15 protein-coding genes are annotated in these 25,628 nt (G+C 54.6%); 10 read left to right on the top strand and 5 right to left on the bottom strand.

The genetic code is table 11. The features are described 5' to 3' along the window. Positions 1–12: 12 nt before the first annotated feature. Together FLT43_RS06790 and FLT43_RS06785 are read right to left on the bottom strand one after the other, a co-directional pair. On the bottom strand, positions 13–960 hold the full coding sequence (locus FLT43_RS06790; protein WP_087442426.1) for an ABC transporter permease: 948 nt from the start codon (positions 958–960) through the stop codon (positions 13–15). Beyond that, the gene (locus FLT43_RS06785) at positions 957–1,895 is read right to left on the bottom strand and encodes an ABC transporter permease (RefSeq protein ID WP_087442427.1); all 939 of its coding nucleotides are present in this window, start codon (positions 1,893–1,895) and stop codon (positions 957–959) included. Before FLT43_RS06785 ends, FLT43_RS06790 begins: the two co-directional genes overlap by 4 nt. Here FLT43_RS06785 and FLT43_RS29255 point away from each other — a divergent pair. Continuing rightward, positions 1,894–2,037 (top strand): hypothetical protein, encoded by a 144-nt coding sequence (locus FLT43_RS29255; protein ID WP_164776257.1) that lies wholly within the window; start codon positions 1,894–1,896, stop codon positions 2,035–2,037. The genes FLT43_RS06785 and FLT43_RS29255 overlap by 2 nt on opposite strands. On the opposite strand, the gene FLT43_RS06780 is transcribed toward FLT43_RS29255, so the two are convergent. Both FLT43_RS06780 and FLT43_RS06775 read right to left on the bottom strand, forming a co-directional pair. Beyond that, positions 2,013–3,719: a peptide ABC transporter substrate-binding protein gene (locus FLT43_RS06780; protein WP_164776254.1), complete on the bottom strand. Its 1,707-nt coding sequence runs from the start codon at positions 3,717–3,719 to the stop codon at positions 2,013–2,015. The two genes, FLT43_RS29255 and FLT43_RS06780, sit on opposite strands and share 25 nt — an antisense overlap. Positions 3,720–4,028: 309 nt before the next feature. Further along, entirely contained in the window at positions 4,029–4,526 is a 498-nt protein-coding gene (locus FLT43_RS06775) for a copper amine oxidase N-terminal domain-containing protein (protein WP_087442429.1), read from the bottom strand. Between the two features lie 329 nt (positions 4,527–4,855). On the opposite strand from FLT43_RS06775, the gene FLT43_RS06770 reads away from it, so the two are divergent. From FLT43_RS06770 to FLT43_RS06750, 5 genes are all read left to right on the top strand, one after another. Beyond that, positions 4,856–5,479, top strand: a complete 624-nt coding sequence (locus tag FLT43_RS06770) for a TetR/AcrR family transcriptional regulator (protein WP_087442430.1) — start codon at positions 4,856–4,858, stop codon at positions 5,477–5,479. Next, positions 5,476–6,330, top strand: coding sequence for an ABC transporter ATP-binding protein (locus tag FLT43_RS06765; protein ID WP_087442431.1), 855 nt, complete (start codon positions 5,476–5,478; stop codon positions 6,328–6,330). Before FLT43_RS06770 ends, FLT43_RS06765 begins: the two co-directional genes overlap by 4 nt. Then, on the top strand, positions 6,327–7,070 hold the full coding sequence (locus tag FLT43_RS06760; RefSeq protein ID WP_087442432.1) for a fluoroquinolone export ABC transporter permease subunit: 744 nt from the start codon (positions 6,327–6,329) through the stop codon (positions 7,068–7,070). The genes FLT43_RS06765 and FLT43_RS06760 overlap by 4 nt, the downstream gene beginning before the upstream one ends. 17 nt (positions 7,071–7,087) lie before the next feature. Further along, positions 7,088–7,834, top strand: a complete 747-nt coding sequence (locus tag FLT43_RS06755) for a hypothetical protein (RefSeq protein WP_127510899.1) — start codon at positions 7,088–7,090, stop codon at positions 7,832–7,834. A gap of 97 nt (positions 7,835–7,931) precedes the next feature. Further along, positions 7,932–9,170, top strand: coding sequence for an MFS transporter (locus FLT43_RS06750; RefSeq protein ID WP_087442434.1), 1,239 nt, complete (start codon positions 7,932–7,934; stop codon positions 9,168–9,170). Here FLT43_RS06750 and FLT43_RS30010 read toward each other — a convergent pair. Further along, positions 9,107–9,934, bottom strand: a complete 828-nt coding sequence (locus tag FLT43_RS30010) for a helix-turn-helix transcriptional regulator (protein WP_244194184.1) — start codon at positions 9,932–9,934, stop codon at positions 9,107–9,109. The two genes, FLT43_RS06750 and FLT43_RS30010, sit on opposite strands and share 64 nt — an antisense overlap. Positions 9,935–10,923: 989 nt before the next feature. Here FLT43_RS30010 and FLT43_RS06735 point away from each other — a divergent pair. From FLT43_RS06735 to FLT43_RS06720, 4 genes are read left to right on the top strand one after another with little or no spacing between them, the layout of a single operon-like run. Then, positions 10,924–12,666: a fatty acyl-AMP ligase gene (locus FLT43_RS06735; RefSeq protein ID WP_244194195.1), complete on the top strand. Its 1,743-nt coding sequence runs from the start codon at positions 10,924–10,926 to the stop codon at positions 12,664–12,666. Continuing rightward, positions 12,626–16,000, top strand: coding sequence for a type I polyketide synthase (locus FLT43_RS06730; protein WP_087442436.1), 3,375 nt, complete (start codon positions 12,626–12,628; stop codon positions 15,998–16,000). The genes FLT43_RS06735 and FLT43_RS06730 overlap by 41 nt, the downstream gene beginning before the upstream one ends. A gap of 34 nt (positions 16,001–16,034) precedes the next feature. Then, a complete protein-coding gene (locus FLT43_RS06725; protein ID WP_087442662.1) occupies positions 16,035–22,613 on the top strand; it encodes a non-ribosomal peptide synthetase in 6,579 nt (2,192 codons plus the stop codon). After that, positions 22,610–25,624, top strand: a complete 3,015-nt coding sequence (locus FLT43_RS06720) for a type I polyketide synthase (protein ID WP_087442437.1) — start codon at positions 22,610–22,612, stop codon at positions 25,622–25,624. The genes FLT43_RS06725 and FLT43_RS06720 overlap by 4 nt, the downstream gene beginning before the upstream one ends. The last annotated feature ends 4 nt before the right edge of the window (positions 25,625–25,628 follow it).

Below are 25,628 nucleotides of genomic sequence, written 5' to 3'. Positions count from 1 at the left end.
CCCTCCTTGTCCTTATTTTTTCATCTTCGGATCGAGCGCATCGCGCAGCCCGTCGCCGAACAGATTGAAGCACAGCATCATCAAGCTGATGAACAGCGCAGGGAAGGCAAGGCGCCAAGGATGAATGATCATGGCCTTGAGCGCGTCATTAATCATCGTCCCCCATGATGCGGCCGGCGATTGCACGCCCAGCCCGAGGAAGCTCAGTACCGCTTCGCTGAAGATGGCTGCCGGCACCGCCAAGGTCAAGGTGACGATAATCGGGCCCATCGCGTTCGGCAGGAGGTGCCGGAATAGAATGCGCATGCCGGACGAGCCAAGGGAACGGGAGGCGAGGGCATATTCCTGGTTTTTGAGCTGCATCATCTGACCGCGTACAATCCAGGACATATTGATCCAGCCGGTCACGCACAACGCCAAAATAATCGTGCTCAGGCTCGGTTCGAAGACGACAACGAGCAGAATCGCAACCAACAGATCCGGGATGGAATAAATGATTTCGGAAATTTTGTTCATCACCTCGTCGAGCCGTCCGCCGATATATCCCATAATGCCGCCGTAGATGACGCCGATGAAGAGATTGATAGCCGCGGCAGAGAAGCCGACGGTAAGAGAGATGCGGGCCCCCATCCACGTGCGGGCGAACATGTCGCGGCCGAGATCGTCCGTGCCGAACCAATGCTCGGCGGAAGGCGGCAGGTTCGTCTTCTCCAGATTATTGGAGTAGTAATCGTAAGGCGTCAGCATCGGACCGATGATGGCCATGAGGATGATGAGCAGCAAGAAGACAAGGCCCGTCATGGCAACCCGGTTGCTGCGCAGCCGCAGCCAGGCGTCGCGCCATGCGGATATGCTCTCCTGTTCGATCGCTTCCGCCGCATGTTCGCCGACGTCCGCCTTTCGGAAGTCTTCCGGGGCGAGAGGGCGTTCTTCGGCAGAGGAGGAATGGAACGTGATCATGCGGCCTTCTCCTTTCTCGTGGCAAGCATAATTCGGGGATCGATTATTCCGTACGCGATGTCGGTGATGAAGCGGGCGCACATCAGAATAAGTCCGTAGAATAGGGTAATGCCCATAATGAGCGAGTAGTCGCGGTTACTGATGCTCGTAACGAATATTTTGCCGAGTCCCCCGATTCCGAAAATTTGCTCAATGATGAAGGAGCCCGTTACGACGTTCGCTGTGAGCGGTCCGAGATAGGTGACGACGGGCAGAATGCCGTTGCGCAGCACATGCCGGCGGATGATGGCGCCGCGGGACAAGCCTTTAGCCTTGGCGGTCTTAATATAATCGGCCGTCAAGACTTCCAGCATGTTCGATCGCGTCAGGCGCGCGATGAAGGCGATAGGCAGGGCGGAGAGCGCCAGGGTCGGCATGATGTAGTCAAGCGGACCGTTCAGACCGACGACATGCAGCCATTTCAGCTTCACGCCGAAAATATATTGGAAGAAGGAGGCCAGCACGAAGCTGGGGACCGATACGCCCAGAACGGCGATGACCATCGAGGCGGAGTCGAGCAGCTTGCGATGCCGCAGCGCCGCAATCATGCCCAGGCTGATGCCGATGACGATGGAGACGATAATCGAGACGACGCCGAGCTTCAGGGAGTAGGGGAAGGCATCGCGGATCGTTTGGCCGACTTCGCGGTCCATCATTTTCATCGAAATCCCCAGATCGCCTTTCGCCAGGTTGGATAAGTAGACGAAATATTGCTCATACAGCGGTTTATCCAGTCCGTATTGGGCCATCAGACGGGCGCGAATTTCCGGTGGAACCGCTTTTTCCGACATAAATGGATCGCCGGGAATGGCCTTCATGAGCAAAAAAGTGACGGAAGCCAGCACCCACAGCGATAGGATGAGATAGAGCAGCTTGGTCAGGGAGTAGCGAATCATGGATGCATCCTCCTCCTTGTCAGGTTCATTCCGCCACGGATATGAAGAAGCGGGACGCACCGGCCATTGGGCAAGTGCATCCCGGACGTTCATCCCGGGCGAGCGCGAGCGGCGCCGTTATTCGAAGTATCCCCGGCTGTAGTTGATCATTCCCTGATAGTCGATAAACACGTTTTTGAGGTATGGCTTCTTCAACCCGACGCCCGTATAGTAGTACAGCGGAAGAATGGCCTGATCCTGCTCGATCATCATGCGCTCCGCCTTCGCCATCAATTCCATCCTTTCCTTGTTATCCAACGATTGCTTCGCCTCCCGGACGAGCTTGTCGAATTCCGGATTGCTGTAACCAATGTCGTTGTTGCCGCTTCCGGTCGTGTACAGGTCGATAAAGGACATCGGGTCGTTGTAATCGGATGACCATCCGGACCGGGCCATTTGATAGTTGAGCGCGGTGCGGTTCTTCAGGAAGACGCCCCATTCCTGATTCTCGATTTTCACTTTGACGCCGAGATTTTTGCTCCACATATCAGCGACCGCCTCGGCCACCTTTTTGTGGTTCTCATCGTTATTGTAAGCGAGCGTAAATTCAGGCATGGCGGACAATCCCAGCTCGCCGAGCCCCTTTTGCAGCAGTGCCTTCGCTTCTTCTATATTTTCTGTGAAAAAATCGTCCTTGTGCTCGTTGCGGAATTCGCCCTTCAAGCCGGTGATGCCGGGAGGTACGATGCCAAACGCGGGCAGCTGTCCGCCGAGAGTCACCTTATCGACAATCAATTGGCGGTCGATCGCCATTGACAGCGCCTTGCGGATGTTGACGTTGTTGAACGGCTCTTGTTGGTTATTGAACAAGTAGTAGTAGGTGGAGGCGACGCCCTTGATCTCCAGTTCGTCCGGCTTCGTTTCCTTCAAGATCGGAATTTGTTCATTCGGAACGCGTCCAGTCGGCATGCCTGCATAATCAATCTGGTCGGTCTCGTACATGTTCAGCTCCGAGCCCGAATCAGCGACCATGGACATCTGCACCTTGGTGAATTTTATATCGTCCTTATCGTAGTAATGTTCATTTTTCACCATCTCCAGCGAGCTTTGCTGCTTCCATTCGCTGATTTTGAACGGGCCATTCGACACAATGGTGCTCGCCTCTGATGCCCATTTCGGATTGTCTTTGACGGAGGAATGAACCGGCAAATAGGTCTGAAAAGAAAGCAGGCTTAAAAAGTACGGAGTGGAATGCTCCAACTCGACCTCAAGCGTGTTGGCATCGACAGCCTTGATGGCGACCGAGCTCGGGTCGGTGCTCTGTCCGGTGTTATATGCTTCGGCGCCCTTGATATAGTACAGCTGATAAGCGTACGGCGGCGCCGGCTCGGTCTTCGGATCAAGCACCCGCTTCCAGGAGAACTCGAAGTCTTCCGCAGTCACGGGATCTCCGTTCGACCATTTCGCGTCCTTCCGCAAATGGAAGGTGTACTTGGTACCGTCCGGGGATATTTCCCACTTCTCGGCGGTGCCCGGGACGGCTTCTCCGTTCTCGCTGCTCCGTGTTAACCCTTCGAACAGTCCGTTGAGCACGGCATGCGCCACCGTGTCCTGCGACAGTCCGGGATCGAGCGTCGGCGGGTTCGAGTGGAGATTGAAGCGGAAGACTTGCTCCTTCGGCGCTTCGGTTTTGCCGCCGCCAGGTGCCGGTTCGGCGGATTTTTCGTTGTTCGTCGCCGGAGGCGAGGAAGAGTCGGTGCCTTGTCCGCTGCCCCCGCAGGCACTCATAAAAGCGCTTACAGCGAGTAATAGTGTCAGCACGGCCAGCATAGATTTACGTCTCATTCGCATAGCGTACCCCTCTCTTGGTATGAAGTGGTCCACCTGGCCGGCGGCGAGATGATGAAGCAGATTCGATGCGGCCATCGGTGTATACCCTATCATTCTATAAAAATGCCAACTCGTCTCTATTTATTCCCATTTGCGATAAATTTTCATGATGAAAGTCTTGGGGTGCACGGTTTTCCCGCCAAGCGCGGCGGCAGAAGCGGGTCTTTCGGTTCATGTCAGGCGAAGAGCACGCCAAAAAACGGGACCGGAAGAGCCCGGTCCCGTTCAGCGTCCGCCGTCATGCTGACGGTACGGCATATGCAATTATTCGGTATTATAAGGCTGGGGATCAAGCCAGAGCGTAACGGTTCTCGACTTGCCTTCCCAGGTGAAGTCGAACAGAAATACGTCGTGCAACAGCTGAATCGGCACATAGGTCTTGCCTTTGATCACTTTGGGAAGCGTGGTCAGCTTCGTATCCTTGCCGTTGACTTTCATCTTATTGGTAAGTGAGTTCCAGGCGATATCATCCTCGGGACCATCGATATATACGGTGTGGCTGATGGCTTCCCACCGGACCTTGAACTGGAACGCTTCACTGATATCCATGATGGGCACATAGGTCTTGCTGTCGATAAGAAGTCCGTTCTCTGTTATCGGTTCGCCGTCCTTATCGACGACCAGAACGCTGACAGGATCGCGCGTGAGCTTCACGGCCCGTGGCTGGTCTTCCTCCTTGGCGGCCGATGCCGGAAGGGTGAACGACGCCACCAGAGCTCCTATTAACATAATCATGCCCAATGTACGAAGAGTAGCTTGCATAGAACCGATAACCTCCTTTACTACTAGTTTATAACGTGGATAACCCGAAAAAGTTACATGTTTCTTCAATTTTCTTGCCTTTCTCCAAAAAAAATGTCGACGCTGCAGCATTGAGTGAACATTTTACTCTGAATTACCCGGAATGGAGACCTATGAGTCACGCATCAGCGCTTAATCTGGAGGGAAGTGACGGCAGATCGGAATCGCCCATGCTCGGAGATGAGGCAGATGGAATGGAGTGGAACTGCCGGGTTGACAAGAGGAAAGAATTACCGTTTAATTATGAATATAAAATAAAAATATTCATATATTCACGAGGAGAGATTGTCATGCCGCGCTTCAGTAAGCAGGAAAAAGAAAAAATCAGACAGGAACTGAAGGAAAAAGGGAAGCAGCTGTTCACGGTGTTCGGCTTGAAAAAGACAAGCGTCGCCGATCTGACCAAAGCGGTCGGCGTGGCACAGGGCACGTTTTATTTGTTCTACCCTTCGAAGGAAGAACTGTATTTCGAGCTGCTGGAGGAAGAAGAGCAGGCGGTCCGCCGGCATTTGTCCGCTGCCTATCTGCAGACGGATTCCCCGATGACCCGGGACCGGTTTCGCCGTTTTCTGCATGAATCGCTGCACATGCTGGAGGAGAATGCGTTTTTGCAGCAGCTGTATGATGAGGAACTGGTGGCATCGCTCTTCCGCAAGCTGTCCCCCGAGACACTGGAGCGGCATTACGGCGATGATTACGACGAGTTGTACCCCTTTCTGGCCGAGGGGCAGCGGCAAGGCTGGATGCGGGACGGTTCGCCTGACGCGATGGTCAGTCTGATTCGATCATTCGTCCTGTTCTCGCTGCAGAAGAAGCGGATCGGGGAAGCTCATTATGAACAGACGATGGAGCTCCTGATCGAGTTAATGGCCGAAGGGCTAATTATCGAGGCGGATCGGAGGGAGAACGGATGATTGAAGTGAAGGAGCTTCGGTATCAATATCCAGGCCAGTCTGATTATACGTTAAAGGGGATTGACTTTGAGATTGCCCAGGGAGAGATTTTCGGCTTTCTTGGCCCCTCGGGAGCAGGCAAGAGCACGACGCAAAAAGTGCTGATCGGCACACTGCCTCAATATGAAGGGACCGTCCGGGTTATGGGGCGGCCTCTCAGACAGCACGGCCGGGATTATTACAATCGCATCGGGGTCGCCTTTGAATTCCCGAATTTCTACAGCCGGTTCACCGCCTTGGAGAATCTGCGTCTGTTCGCCTCGCTCTATGACGTGGAGACCGAGGATCCGATGCGCATGCTGGCACGGGTCAGGCTCGACAGCTATGCCGGCATGAAGGTCGGCCAGTATTCCAAGGGAATGAAGATGAGACTCAATTTATGCCGCGCTCTGCTGCATCGTCCCCGCCTTCTCTTCCTGGACGAACCGACGTCCGGGCTCGATCCGGTTAATGCGGCCCTGGTGAAGGAGCTTATCCTGGAGCAGAAAGCCGCGGGCAAGACGATCATTATTACGACGCATAATATGACCGCAGCGGAAGAGCTCTGCGATCGGGTTGCCTTCATCGTCGACGGCGAGGTTCGCCTCATCGATTCCCCTCGCGCTTTGAAGGTAAGAGCCGGCAAGCGCACGGTCCGGGTCGAGTATCGGGAGGCCGGATCCGGGAAGCGGGCCGAGTTCGGGCTGGCCGGTCTGGATGGCAATGCGGAATTTCTGCGGCTGCTCCGGATCGGGGCGATAGAGACGATGCACACGCAGGAAGCGTCCCTTGATCAGTTATTCATAGAAGTAACCGGGAGGGCTTTGACATGAATCAGCCTGTCGTACCGCACCGGGAGATCTCCCCGCTCCGGCGTGCCGCCCGCCGCTTCCGCCATGCGCTGGCAGGCGATATCCGGCTGCAGGTGCGCCACCAGTTCTACACCGCATATGCGCTGGTGAGCACGGTCTATATCGTCCTGCTTCATCAGCTGCCGGCCGAGTACAGGGCGACGGCGAACCTGCTCCTGACCTTCTCCGACCCGAGCATGCTCGGCTTCTTCTTCATCGGCGGTCTCGTCCTGCTGGAGAAAGGGCAGGATATTCACGAAGCCTTGTTCGTCACGCCGCATTCGCCGTCCGCTTATATCGGATCGAAGACGGTATCCCTTATGCTGCTGTCCTTGGGGAGCAGCCTCCTGATTCATATCAGCACCTTCGGCTTCCATCGGGGGCTGGGCTGGTTCCTGCTCGGGGTGGCGCTGACCTCCGCATTTTTTATGCTGGTCGGCCTGGGGCTGGCCGCCCGCTGCCGCACGATGAACGGTTTCTTCTTCTGCTCCGTTCCTGTGTGCGCCATCTTCACGCTGCCTGTCGCAGAGGTTCTTGGCTTGTACGGAGGCGGCTTGCTCCATGCTCTGCCAGCAACGGGATCGCTGCTGCTGCTTCAGTCGGCCTTCCGGCCTGTGCCGGACGGGGAGCTGCTCTTCGGTGCTGCCTGCCTCATCGTCTGGATCGGCGCGGCGTATGCATGGGCCTTTCGGTCGCTTCAATTATTCCGGCACCGTTCGTGAACGCAAGGAGGTAAACGATGAGTCGAATGATGCAATTTCTTCGCTATGACCTGCTGCATATGGGCCGCGACCCGATGATGCTGTTCATCGTGATGGCCCCGGCCCTGCTGATCGCGGCGATGGTATATGGCGTCCCGTGGACCGCCGCGCTGCTCGAACGGCAGGCCGGACTCCGTCTGATGGAGCATGCCGGCATCCTATCCGGTATCGGCCTGCTTCTTATTCCGCTCGTTATCGGCGTCATGGCTGGCCTGCTCATGCTTGATGAGCGGGACGAGCGGGTGCTGCACTACTTTGCGGCGACTCCGCTCCGGAAGAGCGGTTATTTGCTCCGGCGCATGGTTGTTCCGCTGGCGCTGGCCGGTCTCTATCTCGCGCTGGCGGCTGTCAGCATCGGGTGGATGCCGTTAAGCCCGGCGGCCGTCCTGGGCGCGATGCCGATGCTCATGTTGGAGGTTCCGCTGATGGCTCTATTCCTGACCGGCTGCGCCTCCAACAAGGTGGAAGGCTTGGCGCTATCCAAGCTGGGCGGGATCGCGGTCTTCCTCCCGGTGCTTGCTTACGTGCTCCCGGCTTCCTGGTCGCCCGCATTCGCCTGGCTGCCGACCTATTGGGTCGCGCATCTGTTTACGGCGGAGCCCGCAGCCGGATTTCCCCTTACGGAGCCGTGGGGGACGACAGGAAGCATCGCTTGGGGCGTGGCCCTTCACGTTCTCTGTCTGGCGCTCGCTTACAAGCGGTACCGCAATCGGGCAGAGGAATAAGAGAACTGGCGACTACTCATATCTTGCTGTCAAAGCCAGCAATTTTTCAACAGAAAAACACCTCACTCCCATGTACGATGGACATGAGGTGAACGATATGTACGTAAAAGTTATAAAGACGAACAGGAATGTTCTACTTTACTTGCTGGGGGCAGGGGCTTCTAATTTAGGCAATGTGATTTCGGGGCTGGCATTCTTATTTTTAGCGTATGAGCTGACGGAATCAAGTCTTTATACGACGGGTGTTGCCTTTTCACAAGTTTTGCCGTATCTTTTTTTCGGATTAATTGGAGGCGTAATTGCGGATTGGGTGAACAAAAAAAGATTATTGATAGCGATTGAACTGATAAGGGGACCTCTGATGGTCTCCCTTGTCATCTTTGATCAATTTGGAATGTTAACCTATTGGCATTTAATTGTAATCAGCTTTGTGATTCAATGTCTGGGCTGTTTCTTTAACCCCGCTCATCGGGCAATGTTGCCCATGATTACGAAAGAAGAAGAAAGAACGGCTGTTAATAGCTTACTCGATACGTTTACAAGGGGGGTTACGGTATTAGGTCCCATTGTAAGCGCCGGATTCATAAATACAATCGGCATTATTCATTTTTTTACATTTGATGCACTCACGTACCTGCTCAGCGCGTTATTCATTTATCACATCCAATTTTCAGAAACACAAATAAATGCCAAGCCGAAGAAGATGAAGGATATCTTGATTTCTATTCAAAAATTTACGAATTGGGCAAAGAACGAGCATACTATCCGCACTTTATTTATGGTCACCGTCATGATTGTTTTTTTGAATACCTGGGTATGGCAGGTTGGTCTATTCATGCAGCTAATCAATACGACTCCCGACGGGGAAGAATGGTATAGTATTCTCCTGGGATGGTACGGTGCGGCTGTTATCGCGGTCAATGTAATGATTCCGCTATTATGGAAGAAGTTAAGTTTGAAAATTTATCTATTTGGCTCTTTGATGTGGGGAGCAGGTATTTTTCTTTTAGGTTTTGCATATCATCTCCCATTCTATTTTATAGGCGTGTTGGCAGCGGCAATTGGTTTGCCCATATCTGGTTTGTCACGGGTGTACTTGTTACAGCGCTATTTACCCGCAGACCAATTAGGTCTCGGCTTCAGTTTTAATGCATTTCTATTATATTTTTCAAATGTAATTTCACTTGGGATATTCGGATTCATTTCTTCGTTTGTATCCACTCATATTTTATTTTTGGGATGCGGCATGATGATGATTCTCGGTTCAGGCGTTTATTTACGGGCCATTGTTCGAAAAGATCGGGGGGTTATGCCGTATAATCGTTTAAACAGCTGATTGTAAACGGAAACAGAAGAAAAACCGCACTCGATGGCGATCTTTAATACGGTTTTATTTGTGTGTATCAGCATGTCTTGGCTGCGAATGACTCGATAAAGTTGTAGCCATGAGTATGGGGATATCCCGACAATTTCCTTAAAATAATGAGCAAATTGAAATTTACTGACGTATGAAAGATCCGCCATTTCATCTAACGTCCATGGGTGTTGAAAATTCTCTTTCATGGCCTCAATCGTTTTATAGAGTTGTGGATGAATCGTTTTATAAGCCGGCAAGTGGATATCGTGTGATTGTGTTCCGATGGCGTTTTTTACCAAAATTAAAGCTAATTGACTAAAACTATGCTCTAAAAAAAGTTCCATGGATTCCGAATTTCCGTCTTCTTCAAGCTGCACATAGTCCAAAACAAAATGAACCCATTTCGTCAACGAAGGGTGTCTTTGTGTACAAGAAGCAAATTGAACATCAAAATGAAGAGACGATATCGCTCTGGCTGCCCGGTTCAAAAAGGCTGGTTCTATTTCAATTAGAAACTTTGTGTTCTCCAAAGCTAATTGTTTATGTTCATCATATGGATTCAACAATAGAAATTGCTGCTCATCAAGAGAAATCTGGTTCCGATTCGTTTGATAAGTCATCGAGCCATTTGCGGAATAAATAAATTTATAACAATGATCTGAGCGCCAATTGCTTTCTTGATTGACCTCTTGCTTGAATAAAAAAAGTCCATTTGCCGTTTCCAGTACTTTCTTTGCGCTCACCGAATGCCCTCCTTTCGATCATGCGTTTTACAAAAAATTATACCATATGGGAGTCCTAAGAAGTTGCCGGCAATTCCATCTTTTATCTATGGGAGCCGGATGGCGTGCAAGGCGTTGCACGCTATTTTTTTGCATGAGAATGTGGAAATATGTTGAAAAATAAGCTTTCTATAGTAAGATGATATTAGTTGTTTTTCCTAAACTTCATAGAGAACAGGAGTGCAGGCGCTACTAAGCTCGATACTTTTCCACAACCAGAATTTTCTTTGTCGCGGCATTCTTCAATGCAATTATCCTCTGTCCCATAGTGAGATTATCCCAGAACAGTTATAGGATAACATTATAACAGAAGAACAATAACATGATTATTGAAGTATTGACACCAAGAATATATAGTGGTATTTTAAGGTTGTTTATATAAATTGAACTTAAAATTATAAACTATGGAAATGGATTTCATGCCTGTTTGTCGAATAACTAAAGAAACCATAATCAAATAGGCAGGGAATCAAGATGGAATTCAAAATTAGAAGAAGTCACTCTAGCCATATGTAAAGAAAAAACTTTGCATGTATGAACGTTAACAGGCTTTGCATTTTCATTTTAACTGGACTCCGGCCTCAATTACTCCACCGAAGTGTCAACGAGCGCATACGAAACAAGAGAATCACCTCCTTTTTCCAAAAAAGGGTGCACCAGTTTGCTTACAGGTAGTTGCTCCCTATCCGACGGGCCAAACCGTCATGGTATTGGATAACGCTCGCATTCATCATGCCACGCTTTTACAGTCGTTTTCTGGATGATATGAAAGAACTACTGAACTCGTTTTTTGACCCCTTACCGGCCAAAACTCAAATTCCATACTCTTCTTGTGTAAAAATAGACAATATAGCCGTTGATGTCGCTATGTATAACACGCCTGTCTTCTTTTTTTTGTGTAATTTTCCGAATGAGAAAGGAAGTCGAGGATGTATAAAAATTTGTTAGAAATGCTAGATTATACGGCGTATCACTATCCCAATCGCAAAGCGTTTATTTATTTGAAAAATGGGGAGTTCGAGAGTGAAAGCTGCACCTATCATGAGCTGCGCCTCCGTTCCCAGAAGCTTGCCGCGTATTTTCAATTTCTGAACTTGGCCGGCGAGAGAGTCATGATTCTGCTGCCGAGCGGGATCGACTATATCATTGCTTTTTTCGGATGCTTGCAGGCTGGCGCCTTGCCGGTGCCATCCTTTCCTCCCGGCAAGTCGCGCAATGGGCAGCGAATCACAGCGATCTATGAGAATGCGAAGCCTGCCCTGCTTATTACGCAATCTCCCCTTGATTCCACGAAGCTTCCAGAGAAGATGAGAAATGCCTACTCCATTAAGCTTGACGATATTCTGCAGCGTGACGATGAATTTGTCTATCGGGCACAAACAATCCCGAGCGACCATATCGCTTTTCTTCAATATACGTCCGGATCTACCAACACTCCGAAGGGCGTAATGGTAAGCCATCGCAATTTACTCCACAATTTCGAAATCATGAAGAAACGATTCTATCATTCAAATGACACGATTATGGTGTCTTGGCTGCCGATGTACCATGATATGGGGCTCATCGGGAATGTGCTGCAAAACGTATACAATGGCGGAAGCTGTTATCTGATGTCGCCCATGGATTTCATCCAAAAGCCGATTCGATGGCTGCGGACGATCACGAAATATCGAGCTACCTTCAGTGGAGCCCCCGACTTTGCCTACCGGCTATGCGTCCAAAAAATAACGGATGAAGATAAACAAGAACTGAATCTGAGCCCTTGGGCGATCGCCTTCAACGGCTCCGAACCGGTTCGGGCAGAAACGATCCGCGAGTTTTGCGATAGCTTCCGAGTATGCGGCTTCCGCGATGAAGCGCTGCTGCCTAGCTACGGCCTGGCCGAGGCGACGCTGTGCGTGACCGTTGCGGCCAAAGAGGCGCAAAAGAAGCTGCTCTATCTGGACGATAAGGCGCTCCAGCAGAACAATGTCGCCCCAGTCAAAGCCCACGGGGATGCGGCGCGTGCCCAGGTCGGCTGCGGTTCGATTTTTTCGGATCATCAGATTAAAATCGTAGACCCGTCCACCCAGCTCGAATGTGAGGCGGGCGAAATCGGCGAAATATGGATTAAGGGAGAAAGCGTCGCCCAAGGCTATTGGGATGCCCCGGTCGAGACCGAAGCGACATTTGCGGCTTATTTGTTGGATTCGGAGGAAGGTCCGTTCTTGCGCACCGGTGATCTCGGCTTTGTTCACGGTGGCGAATTATACATAGCCGGACGGCTGAAAGACTTGATCATCATTCGGGGACAGAACTATTATCCTCAGGATATCGAGGAGATTGCCGCCAGCTGTCATCCGGATATTAACGGGGCGAGTCTGGCCGCATTTTCGATAGAGGTGCAGGGCGGAGAGGAACTTGTCGTAGTGTGCGAAATGAACCGGGAATTCAAGCATGCCGTGCAGCGCCAGCAACTCGATTGGGAAGCTTGCTGCAGCGGGATTGCTCATCGAATTCGCGAAGCCATTGCCGAACAGCTCCAGCTATATGCCTATGATGTCAAGCTCGTCAAGCCTTTGAATCTCCCGAAAACGACCAGTAACAAGATTCAGCGCCGCAAGTGCAAAGAGATGTATCTGAACGGAAGTTTATTCGTGTGGGGTGGACTAAATGGACAAGGGACAGGACAAGCGTTACAAGGACATATGTAATTGGTTCGTGCAGCAAATCAGCGCGCTGAAGCAAATATCGCAACATGAAATCAAGGCCGAATTTCCATTTTCCCGATATGGCCTTGACTCGAAGGAATTGGTGTCTTTATCCGGTGAATTGGAATCGTTCGTTAAGCGTTCCGTTGATCCAACCCTGTTCTGGGACTATCCTTCCATCCAAGCCGTGGCTCGGCATTTTGCGTTCGGAGGGGAGAATGGGCATGCAGCGCGAGATGACTGCGGAGCCGAGCAAGAGGACGCGATTGCTGTCATCGGCATGGGCTGCCGATTTCCCAAATCGCGCAGCATCGACGAATATTGGCATCATCTCCGCAGCGGAGAAAATTGCATCACGGAGATGCCCGGGCTGCGCTCGTCACGGTTCGCGCAGGACGGTATGCACCGTGCCGGTATCGTTGAAGAAATCGACCTGTTCGATAATGAAGCCTTCCACTTATCTCCCCGCGAGGCGGAGCAGATGGATCCGCAGCAGCGCATGCTGTTGGAAGTGGTATGGGAGGCGCTCGAGGATGCGGGATTGACGAACGAAGCGATGAACGGCTCGAGGACGGGCGTGTTCGTCGGCATTTCCAGCAACGATTACGGCTGCGGCAAGCTGTCCGATTACGAGCGAAGCGGCATTTATACGGTGACGGGAAATTCCAATTGCATTGCCGCCAATCGAATTTCGTATATATGGAACTTGCGGGGCCCCAGCATGGCCGTGGATACAGCCTGCTCCTCCTCTCTCGTCGCGGTTCATCTGGCTTGCCAAAGTTTGAAAACGGGCGAGACGAATATGGCGATCGCGGGCGGGGTGAACGTGATATTGAATCCGGCCATCAGCAAAGCTTTCCGCGAAGCGGGAATGCTCTCGGCAGACGGCAGGTGCAAAACGTTCGATTCGCGCGCTGACGGTTACGTACGGGGAGAAGGAGCTGGCGCGGTCATCTTGAAGCCGCTGGCTGCTGCCCTTCGCGACCGTGATCGCATATACGCCGTGATCAGGGGGAGTGCCATCAATCAGGACGGCTTAAGCAACGGCTTAACTGCACCCAATGGTCAGGCCCAGGAAGAGGTGCTGCAGGATGCGTACCGCATCGCGGGCTTATCCGGAGAGGAAATCGACTATATCGAAGCGCACGGGACGGGAACCGCTTTGGGAGACCCGATCGAAGTTCAGGCTATAGGGCGGGTGCTGTCTAGGAACCGATCCGCTGCGAGCAAGTGCTATATCGGTTCGGTCAAGACCAACATCGGTCATCTGGAGGCGGCTGCCGGCATTGCCGGCTTCATCAAGACCGTGCTTTGCCTGCACTACCGGGAATGGGTTCCGAACTTGAACCTGGAAGAGATCAATCCATACATCCCGCTTCGCGATCTTCCGCTCCAGATCGTGCGGGATCCGGTAAGCTGGTCGTCAGGAAGCAGACCTTCGGTGGCCGGGGTGAGCTCATTCGGCTTCGGCGGAACGAATGCTCACGTGGTGCTGCAGCAGTATGCAACTTCGTTGATGCCGCCGGCGCAGACATCGCAGCAGGCACCTCCTTCATTACATATTCTTCCTTTGTCCGCCAATAGCCACGGCTCCCTAACGCGTCTTGCTGCCGACATGCAACGATACCTGCAGGAGCGCGCTGATGCTTCGTTGGACGATATTTGCTACACGGCGCAGCAGAGGCGTACGCACCGTGCCTGGCGCGCAGCCGTTCTCGGGAGCAATCGCGAGGAGCTCGCTCTTGGGTTGGAGCGACTTACTGCGACTTGCGCGAGCGCCGATCCGTCCAATCTTGTGTTCGTCTTCTCCGGCCAAGGCAATCAATGGAACGGAATGGGACTGCAATACTTATCCGGGGATAACGCATTTACACGAACATTCCTGGAATGCGATGCGATATGGAGCAAGTATGCCGGATGGTCGTTGTGGGACGAACTTCACCGCGGAGCTGACGATGCTTGGGCGGATCGCACCGATGCGGCTCAGCCGCTCGTCTTTGCCGTTCAAGCGTCCCTTCTCGCTCTATGGAGGAGCTGGGGAATTGAACCGAAGGCGGTCATCGGGCACAGTCTTGGGGAAATTTCCGCGCACTACGCGGCAGGCGTGCTCACCTTGGAAGATGCGATGCGTATCGTATATTGGCGCGGCACGCTCATGCAATCGACCAAGGGACAAGGTGCCATGGTCTCCATACGCATGCCGCTTGCCGATATCGAGCAGCGCCTCGGCGAATATCCGGGCGTAGGGATATCGGCGGTGAACGGGCCCTCATCCGTTGTCGTGGCCGGAGAAGCACATGAAGTGGAGCGCTTGCTGAGGAACCTGCCCGATACGGTTAAAACCCATTTCCTTTCAAGCTCGTTTGCCTTTCACAGCCACTTGATGGAGCCGTTATGCGATCGTCTTCAAACCGAGCTTGGCCCGGTTCGCCACCGGCTGGCCCGCTTGCGCATCTATTCGACGGTGACGGGGCGGATGGAGAATGGGCTGAGGCTGGGGGCGGAGCATTGGTCCGACAATATGCGCAAGCCTGTTCGATTTGCGGACGCGCTGCATGCGGCCATGCTGGACGGATACGATGCCTTTGTAGAGCTCGGCCCTCATCCGGTCCTCACACAGCATGTAGAAGAATGCGGTCAGGATGGAGAAGTCAAGCTGGCGGCATTCTCGATGCGCAGGGGCGATGACGGAGCATGCATGCCGGAGGCTGCGGCCAGGTTATACCGGTATGGGGCGGATCTGGACTGGAATGCCGTCGGCAGCCGGGGACAATGCATTGCCATACCGACCTATCCTTGGGAGAAGAGACGGCTGTGGATCGACGATCCGGAGGCGCTGGAGAGAGGAACGATTGGAGCGGTGCCCGAATCGCAAACGGACCGGGCGAGGGAAAGCTCTAGAAACGCTTCCTCAGTTCAGCATATCCTTCAAGCCGTACGCGATCGCGTGGAAACGCTGCCACTGCTCGAGGAGCACTTGCAGGGCATGTTCGCCAGCGTGCTGAAGATAATTCCCGCGTCCGACCTGTCCCTGGATCGTCCGCTGGTCATGCTCGGGATGGATTCCATAATGGCGCTGCAGCTGAAGCATGCGATCGAACAGCAATTCCAAGTATCTTTGCCGATTGTTCAGTTATTGGAAGGGATCACTACCCGCCAGGCCGCATCGAAATTGCACGGCATCCTGCTGGATGCCCGGGATAGGCAGAGCAACGAAGAACGATCGCGCATCGACGATTTGCTGAATTCCGGCGACATGGAGCGAGATCTGGGCGAGTTGTCCGACGAAGACATGGAACGGCTGCTTCTGCTGTTAACGCAAGAGAAGGGGTCATGATCGTGCTTCACATCAATGACAGGAGATGAACAAGATGAACGATTCGATTGTCACTGCAGGCTTATCCCGCCAGGACAAAGAAAGGCTGATCCGCCAGCTCCTGCAGCAGCGTCAGGTGAAGCGGGATACGATGGCATCTTACGGGCAGAAGGCGCTCTGGCTGCTGCAGCAGGCCCATCCGGACAATTGCGCCTACCATATGCAAGCGGCATGGGATCTGTTAACGCCTGTGGATGAGCATAAGCTGCGCTTATCCTTTCAAAGTGTATATGATACGTACAGTTCTTTGCGCACTGTGTTTTCTATAGAAGACGGAGAGATCAAACGTCATGTAAGGCCGGACGGAGAAGTTGATTTTCGGGTGCATCGGCTCGCATCTTGGGGATCCGAAGCGGAAGAATTGTTCCAGCGCTGCATGCGGGAGCCGTTCTCATTGCATGATGGCCCGCTGTTCCGCATTTTCCTGTTCTATGCTCCCGATCGTCCGCCACGACTATTGATATCCATGCATCACATAATTGCGGACGCATGGTCGATCGTCATGCTGCTGCGCGATTTCGCAAATCAGTACCAGCATGGCGTTCCGGTTCGGGATCGATTGCGGGAGAGCCGCAGCTACAGCGCATTCGTGGATTGGCAGCAGCGTTATTTGCAGAGTGAGCGTGCAGAACAAGACCGGAACTACTGGGAGCGTACGCTTGCGGAGCCGCTGCCCATCTGCGCGCTGGTCGCGGACAAAGTCGGGGGCGGAGCCTCCGCGTACGATCATAGAGGGGAAAACTGTCTCTTCAGGTTCAGTGAATCCTTGTCCCAAGAAGTGATCCGATTAAGCAGGGAGCTCGGTGTTACCGTGAATACGCTGCTGCTATCTTCCTTTGCTGCGCTGCTGTATCGCTATACGGAGCAAGAGGAAGTCGTCATCGGCACGTTCGTCTCCGGAAGGAACGAAGCCGGCTTCGAGGAGGGTTTCGGCTATTTGGTCAACACGGTTGCCCTGCGCCTCGAGTGCTCGGGCGAATTGCCATTTGGGAAGCTCGCGGATTCGGTCAAGCGATCAATGCTGGCGGCACTGGAGCACCAGGATTATCCGTTCCCTTTGGTGGCGGAACGGCTGCAGCCGGAGCGCGATGCCAAGATTTCATCCGTGTTTCAGGTTGCGTTTGTCATGGAACGGGCCCAAAGCGGGGATGGAACTCGCTCTCCGCTATTCATAAGCGATGATCAGGATCTGACAGAGCTCGGGGGGATGATTTGGCGGCCGGTGCCGCTGGGAACCAAGGATACGCCGTTCGAGCTCGTCTTGATGGTGGAGGAGACGGACGCGTTCATCCATGGTTCTTTCATCTATCGCTCGAATTTGTTCAGTGCCGCCTTCATGAAGACAATGGCGCGCTTGTATACGGAGCTGGTCGAGGGGGTCGTGCGGAATCCGGAGGAGCGGATCGGCACGCTGAGGCTGAATGCGCGATCTGACCATGGCCGGCGGTTGCAGCTCCCGTCCGCGCCGCTGCCTCACATCTGCCTGCATCATTTGCTCGAATATCAAGCGTCGCAGCGGCCGGACTCGGCGGCCGTTACGTTCATGGACGATACGTTGACCTACCTGGAGCTGGAGCATAGGGCGAATCGCATCGCTTGGTGGCTGTCCGGCAAAGGCGTACGGAAGGGCCAATTTGTAGGAGTGTGCTTGCGTCGTTCGCCGGACATGGTCGCAGCGGTATTTGCCGTCTTGAAGCTCGGCGCGGTCTTTGTGCCGATCGATCCCTCATATCCGCCGCAGCGCATCGCCTATATGGCGAACAAGGTCGAGATGAGGGTCATCATCAGCACTTCGCCGATCGGCCTGGGTTCGTTCGGAGAAGGCATCGAACTGGCGCTGCTCGATCGGGACGAGGCGGACATTGCTGGCCAGAGCTCGAGGCCGACCGGGCTGGACGTCGGAATCCGCGACCTGGCTTATGTCATCTTCACGTCCGGATCCACTGGCAAGCCGAAGGCTGTCATGATTGAGCACTGCGGCATATGGAACATGGCAGAGGCGCAGCGTCAATATTTCAATCTTAGCGATAGAAGCAAGGTGCTCCAGTTCGCATCCTTCAGCTTCGATGCCTGGGTGTTTGAGGTCGTGATGGCATTTCGCAGCGGGGGAACGCTGTGCATGGCCGACAGGGATACGCTGATGCCCGGCGCGGCAATGGCACGGTGGATGAGGGAAAAGCGGATTTCTCATGCGGTGCTTCCTCCATCTGTTCTAACCCTGATTCCGAATGCGGACTTGCCGGAATTGGAGGTTCTCATATCGGCGGGCGAAGCGTGCACCCGCGATATCGTGGCACGCTGGGCTCCGGGAAGGCGTTTTTACAACGCATACGGTCCTTCAGAAGCAACCGTCTGGGTAACGGTCAAGGAATGCGGTTCAGATGAATCGATCATCGATCTCGGAGAAGCGATCCCGAATGTGGAGGTGCACGTGTTCAATGACTACATGCAGCGCCCATTGCCTGGGGGCATTGGCGAATTGTACGTCGGCGGAATCGGGCTTGCCCGCGGGTATTGTAACGATGCCGAATTGACGGAGGCCAAATTCATTGCGCCTTCGGCCGGCGATGGACACGAGCCGGGGCGCTTATATCGAACAGGCGATTTGGTAAGATGCCTGCCCGACGGAAGGCTCCAGTTCGTTGGCAGACGGGACGATCAAGTCAAGGTCAGGGGGGTAAGACTTCATCTCGGCGAAATCGAATCCCACTTGTCAGAGCGTGCGGACATTGCCCACTGTGCCGTCATTGTCGCCGGAGAGGCTCCCGATCAGGCTTCGCTCGTCGCTTTTGTCGTCATGAAGCCGCAATCAGCGTGGGAGGAGACGGATGTAAGGAAATTTCTGCAAGAACGCATGCCGGGCCATTACATTCCGTCCCGCTTTGTGGTACTAGGCGACATGCCTTTGACGCCCAATGGCAAGGTGGATCGCAAAGCATTGTGCTCCTTGCTTGCAGAGGAGGCCGAAGAGGCTTACGGGATGCATGACGCGCCGGAAGATAACAGCTTCGGCAGTGATATGGTCGAAGAAGTGATGATACAAATATGGAAGCAATTGCTTGGGAAAAAGCAGGTGCATCCAGAAGAGCAATTCTTCGAGGCTGGCGGCCACTCCTTGCTGGCAACCCGGCTCATCACGGCCATTCATGACGTGTTCGGCATCGAATTGCCGATCGGCACGGTCTTCGCCAAGCCCGCCCTGCGCGATATGGCATACGAAATCCGCCGAATGCTGCAGAAGGCGGAGGGCGGAACGGACAAGGCGGACATCGTTCCGCTGAAGCTGGCCGGGGATTACCGGGCTCCGCTCACGAGCGCCCAGCAGAGAATGTGGTTCCTGCAGAAGCTGGATGAGGATCAGACGGCTTATTTGCTGCCCGGCACGTTGTCTCTTGACGGACCGCTGGACGTGGAGGCTCTTGAGCAAGCTCTGCAAGAGCTGATTCGCAGGCATGATTCTCTCCGGACGACCATTCATCAAGAGGGAGGTATCCCCTTCTCCTTAGTCAGGGAGGAAAAGGCGTTCCGGCTGGCAATCAAGACATGCACGGAGGAAGCGGCACAGCAATGGATAAGAGAGGAGTGCCGTCGTCCGATTCGGGTGTCGGATAGCGAGCTGTACCGGATGACGCTGCTCCGCACGGGAGAACGCCGCCACTACTTGGTGCTAGTGCTGCACCATATTATCACGGACGGCTGGTCGACAGGCATACTCCTGAACGAGCTTCGGCAGCTCTATGCGATCCGGGTCGGGCAATCCCGGCAGACTGTGCCGAATCCGCCGCTGACGTATTCCGATTATGCCCGCTGGGAGCAAGAATGGATAGGAAGCGACTCCTATTGCAAGCAGCTTCAATATTGGGCAGGCGTGCTGCAGCAGCCGATTCCGCCCCTGCTGCTGCCGACCGACAGCCCTCGGACGCTTGCGTCGAGCTATCGGGGCAAGCAGGTCAGCTTGAAGCTTCCGCAAGCGCTCAGCGAGGAGTTGAAAGAGCTGGGGCAACGGCACAATTGCACGCTGTTCATGACGCTAGTCACTGTTTTCAATGCGCTGCTGTACCGATTGAGCGGAACCTCCGACATCGCCGTCGGCGTTCCGGTTGCGAACCGCCATCACCGTCATTTGGATCAAGTCGTCGGGTTATTCGTGAACACGCTGCTCCTCCGGCTTGATTTATCCGGCAATCCTGATTTTAACCAGCTGCTGTTGTCTGCAAGGGACGCAGCCATCAATGCTTATGCGCATCAGGACATGCCTTTCGATAAGCTGGTGGAGATGGCAAGACCGGATCGGGATCTCAGCCGCTCCTCCATGTTCCAGGTCATGTTCAATATGCTTAACATTCCGCCGGTTACGGCTCAGTTGAGCGGACTGACTACGCAGATCATCGAGCTGGACGAGCCCGATTCCAAATGCGAGCTGACGCTGTACGCACTGGAGCAAGCCGAAGGGATTCAACTAACGATGACGTATGCCTCCAACCTGTTCCAGGAGGAAAGGGCAACCGAAATGCTGGCTCAATTCGAATGTCTGTGCCGCCAGATCGTGAATGATCCCGATTGGCCGATTGAGCGGTATTCGCTCCTCACCGAACGCTCGGCCGCGGTTCTGCCCGATCCGGGCATGCCGCTAAGGGAGGCGCGCGATCCGCTTCTGCAGCCGGTTCATGTGATGTTCAGGCACAAGGCGGCGCAATGTCCAGAGGCTATTGCGGTCATCGATAGCGATGATGCCGAATACACGTATCGCGATCTGGAGGAACGCAGCGACAGACTGGCCGCGAAGTTGATTCGCTTCGCCCGCCAGCGGCGAGGAGTGATAGCCATATACGGTGAACGAAGCGCGTCTCTTATCGTCGCCATGCTCGCCGTGCTCAAGAGCGGCTCGGCATTTGCGGTGATTGATCCGGCGCAGCCGGCGATCCGGGCGACAGAGTTGCTCAAGGCGTCCAAGGCGGACGGCATCGTCTTTCTCAGCGCGGAGCGGGAGAGACTGGGCGGGTTGCTCGATGAATGGGCAAGGCATGTATCGTTCTGCATTTACGGCATCAACGGCGATGATGCAGCTGATGAAGAAGACTCAGTCCGAGCGATGCTGGCGCAGCTCGAGAAGGGATGCTCCTTGGAGGATCCGGCCTATGTGCTGTTTACCTCGGGCACGACGGGAGCGCCGAAGGGAGTTCAATGCACGCACGAGCCGCTTGCCAACTTCATTCGCTGGCATGTGAATGAATTCCGGCTTGATTGGCGGGACCGGTTCAGCATGTTCTCCGGCTTGGGACACGATCCATTGCTGCGGGACATATTCGTGCCGCTGTCCATCGGGGCCGCGATCTGCATTCCGGACGGAAGCCGGATGATTATTCCCGAATATGTGACGGAATGGATGGAACGCCGCCGGATAACGATTACCCATGTAACCCCTGCGATGGGCATGGTGATCGCGGGCGGAGACAGCTCTGGGCAAAAGAGGTGCGACCTGGGGGCATGGCGGTATGCCTTTTTTGGCGGTGATGTGCTGATGCCGTCCCACATTGAGAATATCCGGGCGATCGCTCCGCAGGTTCGCTGTCTGAACGGGTATGGGGCGACGGAGACGCCGCAAATTATGGGGATCTATTCCGTTCCCGCGGATCCAGGGCCGTCGATCCCGATCGGCAAAGGGAGAGAAGGCGTGCAATTGCTCGTGATGGATTCGGATCTGGGCATGAAGGGGATTGGAGAAACGGGCGAAATCTGCATTCGCTCGCCTTATCTGGCTTCCGGTTATATCGGGAACGCGGAAGCGGAACAAGGTCGCCCCGCGTTTGTCCCCAATCCTTATACATCCATGGAGCATGATCGAATATACAGGACGGGCGACTTAGGGAGGTACTTGCCGGACGGCAACGTTGAATTCATCGGCAGGCGGGGGGACTTTGTCAAAATTCGCGGCTATCGGGTGGAGCTGCGCGAAATTCAAGAGGCGATTCTGCGGCACTCCGCGATCGCCGATTGCTTAACGGTATGCCAAGCGGACAGGGACGACCGGATCATTGCTTATGTGGTTCCGGCCGAGAAGTCGTTCGACCCGACCGGCATGCAGCTTCATCTGAGAGACCGCCTGCCGGAATATATGCTGCCTGCGGCGTATGTGGAGCTGGATCAGATTCCGCTGACCCGCAACGGGAAGGCAGATACGGCCAGACTGCCTGAGCCGGGGGCGTTCAACTTCAGGGAGAGCCGACAGGGCACGGTACTGCCGGAGACGATGCTGCAGCGGCAAATTGCGGAGGTATGGAAGCGCCATTTGAAGGTAGAGGAAGTGGGCATTCACGATAACTTTTTCGATGCGGGCGGCCACTCTCTGCTCCTGCTTCGCGTCCAGCAAGGACTCGAAGCGGAATTGGCAAGGCCGATCCATGTTGTCGATCTGTTCAAATATCCGACCATTTCCTTGTTGGCGCACTATCTCGAAGGAAACGGAAACGGAACGGAGGCGCAACGCGGCGTTGGTGTTGACGAACAGCGCAAAAGCAAGCAGCGAGCCGCGCAACAAGCGCAAAAATTACGGCGAAAGGGGGAGCGTCAATGACGGCGAGCGAGGCAGAGAACACGATAGCCATTATCGGGATGAGCGGGAGATTCCCGGGAGCCAGCCATATGGGGCAGTATTGGGATAACTTGAAGCATGGCAGGGAGACGATCACCTTTTTCACCGATGACATGCTGCGAGAATCCGGCATTGCAGAGGAGAAGTTGCGCAGCCCGAACTATGTGAAGGCTTCCCCGCTCCTGGATGGCATCGACAAGTTCGATTATCAATTTTTCGGCATGAGCAAGCGCGAGGCTGACCTGCTCGATCCGCAGCACCGCCTGCTGCTGATGTGCGCATGGGAAGCGCTTGAGGATGCGGGCTATGTCGCGGAGTCGTACCAGGGCTTGGTCAGTCTGTTTGCCGGATGCGGATTCAACAGTTACTTGGTGAACGAAATATTGCCGCGTCGCGATGAACTTTCGGAGGAGGAGCTGCAAATGGTGCTGCAGGCGAACAGCAACGATTATGGAAGCACCAGAATCTCCTACAAGCTGAATTTGCGCGGAACGAGCGTCACGATTCAGACGGCGTGCTCGACATCGCTCGTTGCCGTCCATTATGCCTGCCAGAGCCTTCTCATGTATCAGTCGGATCTGGCTCTTGCAGGCGGCGCCTCCATCCGGGTTCCGCAGCAGGAAGGATACATGTACCAGGAAGGGGGGATTTTCTCCCCGGACGGGCATTGCCGGGCGTTTGACGCTAAGGCGCAGGGGACGCTCTTCGGCAGCGGAGCGGGGATCGTGGCGCTTAAGCGCCTGGAGGACGCTCTGGCCGATCGCGATCATATCTATGCCCTTATTCTTGGCAGCGCCGTGAATAATGACGGTGCCGCCAAGGTGGGGTACACGGCGCCAAGCATCGAAGGCCAGCGCCGCGTCGTGGCGGAGGCGCTCATGATGGCGGGGGCAGAACCGCAGACAATCGACTATATCGAAGCACATGGGACAGGCACGGCGCTGGGCGATCCGATCGAGATAGCCGCGCTTCAAGAGGCATTCGGCGAGACTGGCGAAGACAGCGCCAGGCAGCGCTGCGCGATCGGCTCCGTGAAGACGAATATCGGCCACTTGAACGCTGCCGCGGGCATTGCGGGGTTGATCAAGACGACATTGATGCTGCATCACCGGCAAATTCCGCCGAGCCTGCATTATGAGGATTCCAACCCGGCCATTGACTTCACGGCCAGTCATTTCTATGTCAATACGGCCTTGCGGGATTGGCCGGCCTCGGATCATCCCCGTCGCGCCGGGGTAAGCTCGTTCGGGATTGGCGGAACGAACGCGCATCTCATCTTGCAGGAGGCTCCAATACCTGCGGAATGCGCCGCGGGATGCCGGAAGGAGCAGAGAGAGCAGGCGCTGCTTCTGTCTGCGCGAACGGCTAGCGCTCTCGGTTCAATGGAGGATGCTCTGGATAGGTATTTCCGGCATCACCCGGACGCTTCCATGGACAAGGTCGCATATACGCTTCAAGTCGGCAGGAAGGCATTCCCTTATCGTTATGCGGCAATATCCGGCAGGGACGGCAGTCTGCAAGTCATTGGCAGGGGCATTGCGAGCAAGGACAAGGCCAGCATCATTTTTATGTTTCCGGGACAAGGAAGCCAGTACTTGAACATGACGGCCGGATTGTATGAACAGATCCCTTTGTTCCGCAGTTGGGCGGACAAGTGCATTGCCGTCCTGAACGGGAGCATGCGCACCGAGATATCGCAGGCGATGTTCCGTACGAACGGAGCCGGAGAACCGCAAACGTTGGAGCAGACCGCTATAGCGCAGCCGCTGCTGTTCATTGTCGAATATGCGCTTGCCCGCTGCTTGATGGATTGGGGACTGAGGCCCAGTGCCATGATCGGACACAGCCTCGGCGAATATGTCGCCGCCTGCCTCGCGGGCGTCATCCGGCTTGAAGAGGCGCTTGCGATCATCGTTCTAAGGGGGGCGGTCATGCAGCAGAGCCCAGCCGGCGGCATGATGGCCGTATCTTCATCCTATGAGCAGATCCGGAGCTTAGCGGACGAAGCCGTGTACTTGTCGGCCGTCAACAGCCCCGATTCATGCACGGTTGCGGGCGAGCGCGAAGCCATCGCTGACTTGGCGGCGCGATTGGAATCCGGCGGTATCGGCCACAAGCTTCTGCCCGTATCGCATGCGTTCCACAGCCCGTTCATGGAGCCGGCCGCGGAGCAATTCGAACGCTTGCTTCGCCAGTACGAGCTGTCAGCCCCTTCCATCCCTTTCATCTCCAATGTAAGCGGTGATTACATATCGGAGGCCCAGGCCAGGAGCGCCGCGTACTGGAGCGCCCATATGAGGGAGCCTGTCAACTTCGGAGGAGGGGTGTCCACGCTTATGCGGAGCTTCGGAGATGATGCCATCTGGCTGGAGGTGGGACCAGGGAGAGGCTTGGCCCAATTGGTGCGGCAGCGTGACGATGAATTGCGCAAGGTTCATGCGATCAACTTGATGCGGCATGGCAAGGAGGAGGAATCCGACGTTGCCGCGTTATGGAAAGGCTTGGCGCAATGCTGGCTATCCGGAGCAGATATCCATTGGAAGCATACTCATGATGGACAGCCCGGACGCGTGCCGCTGCCTGCGTATCCGTTCGAGGGGACGAGATGCTGGTTCGGCGACAGGCGGGAAAGCCAAGCAAGCGCGGGCCATGAAGAATCCGCTGCGCCAGTAGGCGCGGGCCATGGGCGATTGGAGGACGAAAGGGCGCACCTGTCAACGATGTACGTCCCTCCTGCGGACGGGTTGCAGGAAAATCTGGTTGAGATATGGGAGCAGGTGCTTGGCGTACGCCCGATCGGCATCAAGGATAATTTCTTTGAACTGGGAGGCCATTCCTTGATGGCGACCCAGCTCATATCGCGCGTGCGGAATCTGCTGCCGGACATAGACATCAAGTTGGAGCGCATTTTCAAGTATCCGACGATTGAGGAGATTGCCGAGCAATTGGAACTGCAGATGATTGAGCATTTGGCAGGCAATGATCAGCGATAAAAAT

Origin of the sequence: Paenibacillus thiaminolyticus, assembly GCF_007066085.1 — a bacterium.
GTDB lineage: Bacteria > Bacillota > Bacilli > Paenibacillales > Paenibacillaceae > Paenibacillus_B > Paenibacillus_B thiaminolyticus.
This window is presented reverse-complemented; position numbering and strand designations above follow the sequence as displayed.